Source organism: Nocardioides sp. HDW12B (assembly GCF_011299595.1).
Classification (GTDB): domain Bacteria; phylum Actinomycetota; class Actinomycetes; order Propionibacteriales; family Nocardioidaceae; genus Marmoricola_A.
On record NZ_CP049867.1, the window covers coordinates 462390 to 475156 of the forward strand.

Sequence of the window (12767 nt, forward strand, 5' to 3'; positions counted from 1 at the left end):
TGCCGCCGTGTGCGCGTCCCTGCTGCACAGGTGCTCCTGTCGCTCCGGCGCTGCCACCTCCCCGAGCGCACCCACCTCCTTCGACATACACGTCATGCAGAACGAGGAGGGCTCTGTGACCCGGGAACTGTGGACAACTCGGCCCGCCGCGGGCTGTGGAATCCGTTGTGCACCTTCACGCCAAGGAGGTGCGTGGCGATGACGGTTTCGATGCGCCGCATCAATGCTGGCCGGGGCTACGACTACCTGCTCAAGAGCGTGATCCGAGGGGACCGCAACATTTCCGACCCAAACCCGGTCACGAGGTACTACACAGAGGAGGGGACCCCTCCGGGGCGCTGGATGGGATCTGCGCTCCACGCATTCGGCGACGGTGAGATCGAGCGCGGCGACACCGTGACCGCCCAGCAGCTCTCGCTGCTGATCGGGATGGGGCGTGACCCGGTCACCGGCGATCAGCTGGGGCGGGCGTTCCCGCACTTCCCCAACCTCGCTGCGCGGGTGGCTGCCCGCGTCGCGGTGCTGAGCCCGGACCTGACCGGAGAGCAGCGAACGGAAGCTGTTGCTCAGATCGAGGTAGAGGAGTCGGCGAACGGCAGACAGGGTGTAGCCGGGTTCGACTACACCTTCAGCGTTCCCAAGTCCGTCTCCGCTGTGTGGGGCGTGTCCGATGCCGGCACACAAGCCCTGCTCGTGGAGGCCCACCACCACGCCGTCGCCGACGTGCTCGACTTCATGGAGCGGGAGGTTTGCGTCACGAGGAGGGGCGTTGCTGCTGGTGACGGCGCGGTGATGCAGGCGGACATCGTCGGTGTTGCCGCGACGGCATACGACCACTGGGACTCGCGGCTCGGTGACCCGCAGTTGCACACACACGTCGTCCTCTCCAACAAGGTCAAGACCGTGGCGGACGGACGCTGGCGCAGCCTGGACGGGCTACCGATGTTCGAGGCCAACGTGGCGATCTCGGAGCACTACAACGCCGTGCTCGCCGACCGGATCACCCGGCTGTTCGGCATCGAGTGGGAGCGACGCGACCGAGGTCAGGAGCGCAACGCCGCGTGGGAGCTTGCCCTCGTCCCTGAGGCCCTGATCCGTGAATTCTCTGGCCGGTCCAGCCACATCGACAAGGAGAAGGACCGGCTGATTGAGGAGTACGTCGGCCGCACGGGGCACCGTCCCTCCCCGACGAAGGTCATCCAGTTGCGGGCCAAGGCGACGCTCGCGACCCGCCCCGAGAAGAAGATCCGGTCGCTTTTCGATCTGACCGAGGAGTGGCGGGGGAGGGCGCAGAGGATTCTCGGGAGGGGTGCTGTGGAATGGGCGCGCACGGTCACCGCCCCTCCGATCGCCCCTCCAGCGCTCCGAGCCGACGACATCCAGCTCGGCGTGGTCGGCGCGGTCGGCGTCTCCGTCGTCGGAGCCGTCAGCCAGAAGCGCTCGACCTGGCGGCACTGGAACCTGTGGGCCGAGGCGTCCCGGCAGACGATGGGGTGGCGTTTCGCCACGGCTGAGGACCGTGAAGCCGTGGTCGGCATGGTTGTCGACGCCGCCAAGCAGGAGTCGCTCGCGGTGACGCCTCCCGAGCTGGCGACCAGCCCCGAGATCTTCCGCCGTGAGGATGGCACCACCGTCTTTCGGCCCCGTCACTCGGTTGTCTTCACCTCCGAGGCGCTGCTCGCCGCAGAGGACCGGCTGTTGGTGCGCTCGGCAGACCTCACCGCCCCGGGGGTCCGCCTCGATGTCGTCGAGCGGGTGACCGGCAAGGAACATCTGTTGAGCAGTGAGCAAGCCGAGACACTGGCTCGCATCGCCGTGTCCGGGAGGCAGGTCGACCTACTTGTCGGCCCGGCTGGTGCGGGCAAGACCACCGCGATGCACGCCCTGAAGACCGCCTGGACGAAGGCACACGGAAAGGGCAGCGTCGTCGGCCTCGCCCCGAGCGCGGTCGCCGCGCAGGTGCTGGCCGAGGACCTGGGGATCGGGTGTGAGAACACCGCCAAGTGGCTCCACGAGTTCGACCGTGGACGAGCGCGTTTCCGGAAGGGGCAGCTCATCATCATCGACGAGGCCACCCTGGCCGGCACGCTCACCCTTGACCGGCTCACGGGGCTGGCGGCCGACGCCGGTGCGAAGGTGCTGCTGGTCGGCGACTGGGCGCAGCTCCAGTCGGTCGACGCAGGAGGGGCATTCACGCTCCTCGCCTCCATTCGTCCCGACACCCCCGAGCTGACCGAGGTGCGACGGTTCACCTACGAGTGGGAGAAGACCGCGTCGCTCGCCCTCCGCTTCGGACACCCCGAGGTCATCGGCACCTACCTCCACCACGACCGGGTCCGCGAGGGCACGACCGAGGAGATGATGGATGCCGCCTTTCTGGCCTGGGCGGCCGACGTCCGTGCCGGGCGGTCGGCGATCCTCGTCGCCGAGGCGGCGGAAACCGTGAAGGTCCTCAACCGGCGTGCCAGGGCCGATCGCATCGTCGGAGGCGGCCCGGCGGGCAGCATCGAGGTGAACCTCGCGGACGGCACGCAGGTGTCCGAGGGCGACCTTGTCATCACGCGCAAGAACGACCGTAGACTCCGAACCCTGCGCGGCGGCTGGGTGCGCAACGGCGACCGCTGGCGAGCCGCCCATGTCGCGAAGGACGGCTCGATGCAGGTCCAGCGCGTCGGCGTCGCACTCGGGGGGTCGGTGACCCTGCCCGCGGCGTACGTCGCCGAGCACGTCGACCTCGGCTATGCGGTCACGGCTCACCGTGCCCAAGGCATCACGGTCGACACATCCCACGTCGTGGTGTCCGGCACCACCACGCGGGAGAACCTCTACGTGTCGATGACGCGCGGCCGGGAGTCGAACACCGCGTATGTCGCGCTCGACAAGCCCGACGAGAGGCACTCTCCACCGGAGCCTGACGAGGTAAGCGCCCGCACCGTGCTCTACGGCGTGCTCCAGCACTCTGGCGCGGAGTGCTCGGCGCACCAGATGATCGTCGACGAGCAGGAGCGCTGGTCGTCCATCGCCCAGTTCGCTGCCGAGTACGAGACCATCGCGGCAGCCGCCCAGCGCGACCGGTGGATCAGGTTGTTGGAGCGCAGCGGGCTCACTGACGCCCAGGTCGAGGCGGTGCTGACCTCCGCGTCGTTCGGCCCACTGACCGCCGAGCTGCGGCGTGCCGAATCGAACCATCACGACGTCGACCGGCTGCTGCCGGCCCTCGTGCGTCGTCGGTCGTTCGACGACGCCGAGGACATCGGCGCGGTGCTGATCAGCCGACTCCAGGAGGCAGCGCGGCCGAGGCAGGGCAGGCGCCGTCCTGACCCCAAGCTGGTCGTCGGGTTGATTCCTGTCGCCGACGGACCGATGAGCCTCGACATGGAGAAGGCCCTCACCGAGCGGCACGACCTGATGGAGTCCCGGGCGCTCACGCTGGCCGACCAGGCGGTCGAGTCGAAAGCGCGGTGGCTCAAGCGGCTCGGCACGCCACCCAGATCCGATGCCGCCCGCCGGCGCTGGCTTCACGAGGTCCGGACCGTGGCCGCCTACCGCGACCGCTACGGGGCTGAGGAGCGCAGCGCCCTCGGCGAGCCCCGCAGCGAGGCCCAGAAGCTCGACGCCGCCCGCGCCGAGCAGGCGATCACGCGTGCACGAGCAATCCGCGAGGAGGCTGCTGCCGCGGAGGAGGGGCGTAGCCGGGCGGTCGAGCAGGGTGGGCGGGCGATCGGTTAGGGCTCCACAGGGTGAAGCGCTGGCCACTTCCCCACAGGAGGGCGCGGCTGCGCCCCTCCTGTCGGCGGTCGGACGTATGGGTGGGAGTGAGCCGACCCGAAGGAGCCCATCATGCTCAGCGCGTGCTTCCGCCTCGCCGCCGCGATCCACGGCCACCTGGCCTTCCACATGCCCAGCAACCGAGCAGTCGACTGGCTGCGTACCCCGTGCGGCCTCAAATGGGCTGTCCCCGTCGCGCTCGTTGCCACGCCGACTTACCTGTTCGCGATGAGTGTCTGCACAGTCGTCATCCAGCGCGGCGGCCCGGGCTATCTCAACGTGCTGGTGATGCTGTTCGCCTGGAATGCACTTAAGTTCGTTGTGATCGGCATGCTGAGCCCGGCCATGCAGTTGCGAAGCTTCGTTCAGGGGCGGGCCGACTCCGATCACCAGGGAATGATGCGATCCACGGTCAGGTAGATCTCGCGCAGCAGCTCGCAATCGTCCGCGAGGCCCGCAACAGCTGTGCGCTGGATGTTCAGGACCTGGTCCGCGTTGACCGATTCGGACGGCGTCAGGTGCAGTTCCGACGTCACCCTGTCTGCCCAATAGGCCTTCCAGTCGCCGTTGTGGGCGCCGCTGCCCGGATCCACCGCCTTGGCAATGGCTTCCTCGGGCGTCTTGCCTGGCAGGTAGCCGAGATGTTGGTGTGCCCAGTTGATGCAGGCATGCAGGTTCTCCGGGTCTCGGCCGCCGCCCGAATCGGAATGGAGGTGTGGCGGGGTCTTGTGGAATTCCTCCGACCAGAGCTCGACGCGTTGCCGTAGCGCCCGTTCGTGATGGGCAAGTCGTCCGACCGGCGCCCCTGGCGGCGTCTGGGTCTATTCCTGATGAATCCGGGATTCACGAACCGTGATTCAACGCGACGACCGCGTGCGCACGCGAACCCACCTCTCCCTCGGCTTCGTAACTCATCGCAGTTTGTCGCAGGGTAGTCGCACTATGGCCTTGCAGGGTTATGTACGAAACCAGAACCCACGACGTGCTACGAGGCGAGGCCACCATCCTGTGGCGACGCACTCACCCCGGGGTCCGGCGTACCGTGTTAGCCATGAGTACGAAGTCGAGCCGGACGCGCAAGTCGTCCTCCGTCGCCGTTGCGGGCGCCGCAGTGACGACCGTGTCCCGGCACAGCGTCGACCCCACGAAGGTCGCGACGCCCGACTCGGCGCGAGAAGACATGGTGCGCTTCACCGGCGCCGAGTACACCGTCGTCCGCCACGTCTTCGTCCAGAAGCACAGCGGCAGCGACCGCTCGTCGACCCTCGCAGCGATCTGCAAGAACAAGAAGAAGCGGGCACTCATCCTCTACCTGATGCTGCTCACGCTGTGGAAGCCCGACCGTGATCCGCTCCGATCCGAGGTCTGGCTCCGTCTCGTGACCGTGACCGGCGGTTCCCTGACGTGGTCGCATTCCAGCCTCTCGGAGGCGTGGAGCAACCTCGTCGACATGGGCCTCGTCGACCGCACGAGGGTCCGGCGCATGGCACACGTCGTACCGCGGCGCGAGGACACCAAGTCGGACTACAAACGTCCGAACGGCCAGAAGAGGATCGATCGCTACTTCCAACTGCCCGGAGCGTTCTGGACCGAGAAGTGGTTTGACGCCCTGTCTCTCCCGGGGCTGTGCATGCTGCTGCTGCTCCTGAAGGAGACCAACGACAACGACGCCAAGTTCCACGTCACCCACAAGCAGGTCGAGGAGTGGTACGGAATCTCCGCCTCGTCGGCGGCCAAAGGCTTCACCGAACTGGAGGACCTCGGACTCGTCTCCGTCCGCCGCGATCAGATCAAGGCCGGATTGGCTCTCAAGGGCTACACCTATCACCTCTACTACAGCCTCAACGGTGACTTCAGCACGGCTTCCCGTTCGGCGGCGCGAACCGCCGCGAAGAAGGGGGCCCAGGACCGCGCCGCGGTGACGCCGAAGTCGAAGTCGAAGTCGACCAGCTCGGGCGCGAAGAAGGGGCCGGGCAACCGCTCCGCCACCAAGCCAGCCAAGAAGGGGTCGACGGGGAAGCGGTCCTCGACCCGCGCACCCAAAAGCGGCTTGAAGAAGCCGAAGGGGTGACGTGATGTTGCAGATCGTCAGGGCGAGTCCCGCCTGCTGGAAAACGATCCGGGTCGCCATCGAGGGCGGATGGGGCACGACCCTGCGCTTGATCGCCATCTTCACAGTCTTTGCCGCCTGCGTAATCGCAGTCCTGTATGCCGCACCGCTGTAACCGTCGCGAAGGCCCACGGGGTGCGGTGAGACGACAGCGAAGCGCAAGTGGACCCGCTGAACGCCGGCCCACTGCTTGGCCGGCGCGGGTGGGTCATACCGCCGCCTCTCGAGGCCCGGACCTGCTTGTCGGTGCGTAGCGGGCTCTGGGCGATCCTCGTAGACCGGCCAGCGCGTGGCATGGATGATGGCTATGTGACTCCGACCAGCGTGTTCAACGGGTGCTACGACGCGAACCGCGCCGCCGCGCTCTCTGGCGTACCCAAGTCGACCATCTACTGGTGGGCCCGCCAAGGAATCGTGGTCCCGAGTGTTTCGCCGGTCCAGGAGAAGCTGTGGTCCTTCGGCGACCTGATGACCCTGCGTATCGTCCACTGGCTGCGTCACGAGAAGGCCGGGGCCGACATCAAAGCCAGCCCGATGCCGATGGTTCGCCAAGCTCTAGCCTTGCTCGACGAGTACGACCTCGACCTTTGGGACGCCGCTGAAGGCCGCAGCCCCATCCTGGTCGACCCCCGCGGCCGAATCTTCGTCCGCCTCCACGAGGACGTGGTCGACCTTCATGGCGCCCACGCACTTCCCAAACTCCAGACTTGGGGTCTGACGGAGGCGTTCACCATCGACGGCGAAGTCAAGGGCCCGGACCTGCTCGCGCCACGCGCGAACCTGCGCATCATCCCGGGAAAGGTTTCCGGCGAGCCGCATGTGGTCGACACCCGCATTACCTCGCTCGCTTTGGCCTCACTGTCGCGGGACGGGTTCTCGACGGGGCAGATCGCCGCCATGTACGACTTGTCCGAGCACGTCGTCGATGACGCTGTCAGCCTCGAGAAACAGCTAGGCACCCTTGAGTTCGCCGCCTGACCATGCGGCTCGCCCTCGACCAGAACTTCCCGCTGCCACTGGTCCACGCCTTCCAGCAGTTCGTTCCGCCGGGCCTCACCCTGGAACACCTCACCAAGATTGACCCAGCCCTCTCACGGATGGCTGACAGCGAACTCGTCCGCGAACTCAGCCGCCGCAACTATGACGGCCTGGTGACTACCGACTACCACATGCTCGACGACCCCCCGACGGTCGCAGCGATGGTCGACACCAAGCTCACAGTGCTGGTCATCGAGGCAGCCGGCCACGATCCGTTGAAGGCGACGGCCGCCTTGCTCCAGGAGTTGCCGGGTCTCGAACACCGGCTGCTGCCAAACCAGGCCAACGTCATCCGTCACCGCCCGAGAGCGACGACGCCAAGGCCGGCGTGGGAGTACCTGAAGAAGATCGCCGACAAGCAGGGCGCTGACGTTGACGACCTGTGGAAGCGACACAAGGCGCCAGTGTCTGAAGAACCACGCTCACCCTCTTCGCCGGACGAGTAGCCGGACCGACCCGAGTGCGCATGGGCGGCTACCGCTGCGCCTCGTGACCGCGAACCAACGTCTAGCCGGATTCGATCGGGTCCATTTTGTGTCCAGATTGGGTCAGTCCGACTCGGTACTAGACGGGTAGCCTGAGACTGGAAGCGAGGGCGAATCCCTCACCACACCGAGCGAATCGGTAGTTTCCGGCCCGAGATCGTAGTAGCCGCGATGCCCCTGATGGCGTCCAGAGGCCTTCGGTTCAAATCCCGAGTGGTGGCGCCTGCTCCAGGTTAGGTCGAAGGCCTTGAGCCCCGCGAACCAACGGTGGGTGGCCCGGTCTAGTTTCCGGAGCTCGAAAACTCTTGGGGGCGGCAGGCACCAGTGGAGTCTGGGAGGAGCTCGGCCACTCCGGCATCGCGGTGAGACTCCACGCCCGCAGCAAACCCAGCCTCGCGGGTCGACGCTCGCTGGCATGCACTGCAGGCAGCCGCTCGACCTAGACGGTGAGACGGACTTAGACTGCTAGTACAAACAGCAGTTCTACAAGTCCTCGTGAGGGATGAGGTGAGTTGTGCCTGCTCGGAGCGCGGCAACGGCCGTTCTGGCCCTCGTAGTTCTCGCCAGCGGCTGCGTGGAATCTGTGGACGAAACTGAACCGCGGACGGGTCGAGTTGATGTGTCTCGCGTGATCAGGGGGGTGGATCCGGGAGTCCATCGACCCGTCGACAACCGCCCAACGGGTGTCGTGCTACCGCCATCCCTGGGTGGGTACCCAGCGATGTCAACGGCCGGGACGAGGCTGAGCGAGGCTGGTTTGCGGGCCGCGCAACGCGATCCAACTTGTGCGGCTCGCGGCCAAGGTCCGGCGCCCTCCAATGGGTTTGGTGGAACGAGGACTGAAGGCGGGGTGTATGCGGCGGGCATGCGTCCTGTGTTGTGGGTGGCGGTGCTTCGCGGCGTGCGGGACGAGAGTACCTCCGGGAGCGACGGCCGCGGGATCCGAGGGGGCCGTTGCCGCGACGTCGAGTACGTGGTCCGTGCAGGGGGTCTGGAGATCGCGGCGAGCTGGCTATGGATCCGGGATGTAGGTGGAGCACGGCTTCTGCGCACCCGCGTTCCGGGTGACCTCACCCTGGTCATCGCCTGTACATCCCCCATCCAGGATTCAACCTGCGGCGCGGCGATGGCGGAGCTGGTCCACTTTCTCGGTGTGTGACGCCGCCCGCGGCGTGGTCGTCTGCCGCTGCCAACGACGCGGGACTCGTGCTCGTGCGGCTTGCCCTGGACCTCCCCATCAAAGTCGGCGTTCGCAGGACTGGGGCGTTTACACATCGAGCAATCTAGTAAGTTTCGTTATCACTTGCTAGATTTCTGTAAACGGAAGGATGGAGAGTTCGATGAGCGTTCCCGCTCTGCGGCGTCCTCGCCGCGATCGCCTCGTCCTCGGTCCTCGCTCCAGCACTACACCGCTGACGGGGACGCCGTTGTGATGGTGCCAGCGCTCGCCTGGGGGGAGATGAGGGCCGCGCTCCGCACGCCGCTCGCTCTGGGAGGCGGAGGCCTGGCAACGATGGTCATTGCGACCGGACTCCTGGCATGTCCCGCACGGTGGCGGTCTCGCGGTTTCTCGAACCGGATGCTCTATCTGTGGAGTCGCTGCTGGCTGCTGTGCGTTGGTGCCCGGCTCAGGGTCCATGGTCGAGAGCACCTGGGCAATGGCGGCGCCTGCGTCGTGGTGTCCAACCACCAGTCGAACCTTGACCCCATTGTCTATCTGGCGCTGTCCCGCGGCTCGCTCCGCATCATGACCAAGCGGGAGCTGTTCGACGTGCCGCTTCTCGGGGCAGCTCTCCGGGCGCTGGGAATGGTGAAGGTCGACCGGCTCACCCCGGACCGGACGACGATCCAGGACGAATCGGCCCGAAACCTGGCGGAAGGCGTGCCACTGCTCGTCTTCCCGGAGGGAACGACCTCCCGTCGCGGGGAGCTCCTCCCGTTCCGTGCCGGCGCGTTCGAGGTCGCAGTGGCAAGCCAAGTGTCGATCGTTCCGGCGTGCGTACTGGACACCAGAGACGTCTGGCCCGCCAAGCGACTGCTCATCCGCCCCGGGACCGTCCACGTGATCATCAGCGAACCCCTGACCACCACGGGGCTCTCCCGCGACGACGTTCCAGCGCTCCGTGCGCGGGTGGTCGACCGGATCAGAACCACCTGCTGCCCACGTCAGGACACCAACCGGCCAGCCCACGCGGGTTGGGCCGACACACGAAAGGTCAACGGCACATGACTGCTCCAGCACTGGAAGGCAAGGTCGCGGTCATCACTGGCGGCGCCCGCGGGATCGGCTACGCGACCGCCAGGACGCTGAAGAGCCTGGGAATGAAGGTGGCCGTCGGCGATGTCGACGAAACCCGTCTGCTCGAGACTGACAGAGAACTTGATCTCGACGCGGTGGGCCGACTCGACGTGACCGACCCGGAGTCGTTCCAGGCGTTCTACCACATGGTCACCGACCGACTCGGAGTTCCTCACGCGTTGGTCAACAACGCCGGTGTGATGCCCGTCGGGCCCACGGTGGACGAGGGGCAGGAGGTTGCTCGTCGCATGGTCGACATCAACGTCCATGGAGTGATCACCGGCACCAAGCTGGCCCTGGACTCGATGCTGCCGCGCCGCAGTGGCCACATCATCAACATCGCCTCGATGGCGGGGGAGGCGTACGTCCCTGGCCTTGCGACCTACTGCGGGACGAAGGCGGCCGTGATCGCGTTCACCGATGCCGTCAGGCTTGAGCACCGCACCAGCGGAGTGGACGTCTCGCTCGTGCTGCCAACGTTCACCAACACCGAGCTCGTCGCCGGCACGCAGGGCCCCAAGGGCTTCCGGAACGCCGAGCCCGAGCAGATCGCCGAGGCCATCGCTGACCTGCTGGCCCACCCGCGGCCACGGGTCTATGTCACCCGACCCATGGGCGCGCTGCTCAAGGCACAACGGCTCATGCCTGCGGCATGGTCCGAAGGCCTCGCGCGACGACTCGGTAGCGACCGCATGTTCCTGGGTGGTGTCGACCAACAGGCGCGAAGCGCCTATGAGGAAAGGGCCCGGAAGTCATGATCACTCTGCTGTCACCGGGCAGGAGACTCCGCGATCGGTACTCCTCCCTCCTTCTGTTTCCGACGCCACGACCAGTCGACGACGCGCTCTTCGATCTCACACGGCGCTGGCCGAACCGGGTCCTGGCCGACCCCCCGGCCGGTAGCGGGCTGAAGGCGGTCATGGGAGACAGCGGGTTGCCGTTCCTCGGTCACACTGTCGACTACATCCGGTTCGGCTCCAGGCTCGGTCGCGAGAGGTGGCAGCGCTTGGGCCCCGTGTCCTGGATGGGGGCGTTCGGCAAGAAGGTGGTCGTCATCGCGGGTCCCTCCGCGACGCAGACCGCCTTGGCCAACACCGACAAGGCGTTCTCCCAGGACGGGTGGACCTTCCTCATCGACAAGTTCTTCCACCGCGGCCTGATGCTGATGAGCTTCGATGAGCACCTGATGCACCGGCGCATCATGCAAGAGGCATTCACCCGTGAGCGGCTCGCCGGGTACGTGGGCCAGGTGCTCCCCCAGGCACGCCAGGGCGTGGAGGCGTGGACGACAGGCGAGACGATCACGCTCTACCCGCTGTTGAAGGAGCTGACCCTGGACATCGCCACCGAGGTGTTCATGGGGGGTCGGGGCGGGGAGGACACTCGCGCCATCAACAAAGCCTTCGTGGACACCGTGCGCGCCTCCAGCTCGATCGTGCGGTTACCGCTTCCCGGCACCCGCTACCGCGCCGGAATCAAAGGTCGCAGGGTGTTGGAGGACTACTTCTACCGCCACCTGCCGGAGACGCGGGCCAGCGGGGGCAACGACCTGTTCGCCGGTCTCTGCCACGCCGGTACGACCGACGGCGAGAGCTTCTCGGACGAGGATGTCGTCAACCACATGATCTTCCTCATGATGGCCGCTCACGACACCTCGACGATCGCCACCGCCGCCGCCACCTACTTCCTGGCCAAGCATCCCCAGTGGCAGGAGCGGGCGCGACGCGAGTCGGTCGCATTGGCCGAGTCGGGTGGCGACATCGACATCGAGGCCCTGGAGGGCCTCACCGCGCTCGACCTGATCGTCAAGGAGTCACTGCGACTGGTAGCGCCGGTCCCCTTGGTGATGCGCAGAGCGGTCAAGGACACCGCGGTCGAGGGGCACTTCATCCCCACGGGTTCGCTCGTCGCGGTGGCGCCGGCGGTGAACCACTTCGACCCGGCATGCTGGTCGAACCCCGACGACTTCGACCCCGACCGATTCGGGCCGGCCCGTCGAGAGGACAGGTCCCACCGCAACGCCTGGATCCCCTTCGGTGGGGGCGTGCACAAGTGCATCGGTCTGCACTTCGGGACGTTGGAGGTGAAGGCGATATTGCACCAGATGCTGCTCACCCACTCCTGGACGGTGCCACATGACTACGAGGTGAGGTGGGACAACACCTCGCTTCCCATTCCTGTGGACGGACTTCCGGTGCGGTTCACGAGAGTCGACCGGTGATCAGCAGGGACGCATCGGACGACGAGACGCCAGCGGGGGAATCCGTAGCATCTGCGTCTAGCACGTTCCTCGAGTCCACCTTCTTCCTCGACTGGGAGAGCGAATCAGTTCAGCTGTTCACCGCATCCGCGGTCGGGGACGCCACCGAGCCGCTCGATGTCGCCGCGCGCATCTTCGCGGCGGTGCGCGACCGTGTCTGGTACGACCCGTACTCGGTCTCCGACGACCCCGTCCACTACCGCGCCTCGTACGTCGCGACTGCGAGGGCGGCGTACTGCGTACCGAAGGCGGTGCTGCTGACGGCGGTGGCCCGGGCCGCGGGCATTCCCTCCCGGCTCGGGTTCTGCGATGTCCGCAACCACCTGCAGACATACGCGCTGCGTCAGCGGATGGGCGGTACCGATCTGTTCGTCTACCACGGCTACAGCGAGCTCCTGCTCGACGGTCGCTGGGTCAAGGCGACCCCGGCGTTCAACCGAGAGCTCTGCGCACGCTTCGGCGTCGAACCGATCGACTTCGACGGCCGCAGCGACGCGCTGCTCCACCAGCACAGTGCGGACGGCGCCCAGCACATGGATTACGTCCGCGACCGTGGCTGGTTCGCCGACCTCCCGCTCCCCGAGATCCTCGCTGCCCTCCGCAGTCACTACGGCGACCTTGTCGGAGCCAAAGCCCCGACGGACGAGTTCCAGGCCCCGGGATCCCCGCAGCCGAGCGGGAGCCGGCGGCCCTGACCGCGGGGAAGCCAGGGCAGCCGGCGTCCCAGGTCACAGGTGGTTGCCTCGTCCCTCCTGATTGGGCGACACGTGAGCCTGAGCGTCGACGATCTCCCGCGACTCGGTACAA

10 protein-coding genes are annotated in these 12767 nt (G+C 66.8%); 9 read left to right on the plus strand and 1 reads right to left on the minus strand.

What is annotated here, in order from left to right:
- Positions 1–198 precede the first annotated feature (198 nt).
- Together mobF and G7072_RS02250 are read left to right on the plus strand one after the other, a co-directional pair.
- Positions 199–3729, plus strand: coding sequence for a MobF family relaxase (mobF, locus tag G7072_RS02245; protein WP_206063362.1), 3531 nt, complete (start codon positions 199–201; stop codon positions 3727–3729).
- A gap of 111 nt (positions 3730–3840) precedes the next feature.
- Positions 3841–4188 (plus strand): sulfate permease, encoded by a 348-nt coding sequence (locus G7072_RS02250; protein ID WP_166084029.1) that lies wholly within the window; start codon positions 3841–3843, stop codon positions 4186–4188.
- On the opposite strand, the gene G7072_RS02255 is transcribed toward G7072_RS02250, so the two are convergent.
- Complete coding sequence (locus tag G7072_RS02255; protein WP_166084030.1) at positions 4155–4361, minus strand: hypothetical protein; 207 nt, start codon at positions 4359–4361, stop codon at positions 4155–4157. The two genes, G7072_RS02250 and G7072_RS02255, sit on opposite strands and share 34 nt — an antisense overlap.
- Before the next feature lie 458 nt (positions 4362–4819).
- Between G7072_RS02255 and G7072_RS02260 the strand changes: the two genes are divergently transcribed.
- The 7 genes from G7072_RS02260 (at position 4820) to G7072_RS02290 (ending at position 12655) form a co-directional block, all read left to right on the plus strand.
- Positions 4820–5839 carry a hypothetical protein gene (locus G7072_RS02260; protein ID WP_166084031.1) on the plus strand — a complete coding sequence of 340 codons (1020 nt, stop codon included), beginning with the start codon at positions 4820–4822 and terminating at the stop codon, positions 5837–5839.
- Positions 5840–6187: 348 nt separating this feature from the next.
- Positions 6188–6856 carry a DUF433 domain-containing protein gene (locus G7072_RS02265; protein WP_166084032.1) on the plus strand — a complete coding sequence of 223 codons (669 nt, stop codon included), beginning with the start codon at positions 6188–6190 and terminating at the stop codon, positions 6854–6856.
- Positions 6857–6858: 2 nt separating this feature from the next.
- Positions 6859–7362 (plus strand): hypothetical protein, encoded by a 504-nt coding sequence (locus tag G7072_RS02270; protein WP_166084033.1) that lies wholly within the window; start codon positions 6859–6861, stop codon positions 7360–7362.
- A gap of 1618 nt (positions 7363–8980) precedes the next feature.
- The gene (locus tag G7072_RS02275) at positions 8981–9631 is read left to right on the plus strand and encodes a lysophospholipid acyltransferase family protein (protein WP_166084034.1); all 651 of its coding nucleotides are present in this window, start codon (positions 8981–8983) and stop codon (positions 9629–9631) included.
- Positions 9628–10458: an SDR family oxidoreductase gene (locus G7072_RS02280; protein ID WP_166084035.1), complete on the plus strand. Its 831-nt coding sequence runs from the start codon at positions 9628–9630 to the stop codon at positions 10456–10458. Before G7072_RS02275 ends, G7072_RS02280 begins: the two co-directional genes overlap by 4 nt.
- Positions 10455–11921: a cytochrome P450 gene (locus G7072_RS02285; RefSeq protein ID WP_166084036.1), complete on the plus strand. Its 1467-nt coding sequence runs from the start codon at positions 10455–10457 to the stop codon at positions 11919–11921. Before G7072_RS02280 ends, G7072_RS02285 begins: the two co-directional genes overlap by 4 nt.
- A complete protein-coding gene (locus G7072_RS02290) occupies positions 11918–12655 on the plus strand; it encodes a transglutaminase-like domain-containing protein (protein ID WP_240917105.1) in 738 nt (245 codons plus the stop codon). Before G7072_RS02285 ends, G7072_RS02290 begins: the two co-directional genes overlap by 4 nt.
- Positions 12656–12767: the final 112 nt, after the last annotated feature.

What these genes read in the sequence shown, in the direction of transcription:
- mobF (WP_206063362.1), top strand. Translation starts at nt 199, where the DNA reads ATGACGGTTTCGATGCGCCGCATCAATGCTGGCCGGGGCTACGACTAC.
- G7072_RS02250 (WP_166084029.1), top strand. Translation starts at nt 3,841, where the DNA reads ATGCTCAGCGCGTGCTTCCGCCTCGCCGCCGCGATCCACGGCCACCTG.
- G7072_RS02260 (WP_166084031.1), top strand. Translation starts at nt 4,820, where the DNA reads ATGAGTACGAAGTCGAGCCGGACGCGCAAGTCGTCCTCCGTCGCCGTT.
- G7072_RS02270 (WP_166084033.1), top strand. Translation starts at nt 6,859, where the DNA reads ATGCGGCTCGCCCTCGACCAGAACTTCCCGCTGCCACTGGTCCACGCC.
- G7072_RS02275 (WP_166084034.1), top strand. Translation starts at nt 8,981, where the DNA reads ATGCTCTATCTGTGGAGTCGCTGCTGGCTGCTGTGCGTTGGTGCCCGG.
- G7072_RS02280 (WP_166084035.1), top strand. Translation starts at nt 9,628, where the DNA reads ATGACTGCTCCAGCACTGGAAGGCAAGGTCGCGGTCATCACTGGCGGC.
- G7072_RS02285 (WP_166084036.1), top strand. Translation starts at nt 10,455, where the DNA reads ATGATCACTCTGCTGTCACCGGGCAGGAGACTCCGCGATCGGTACTCC.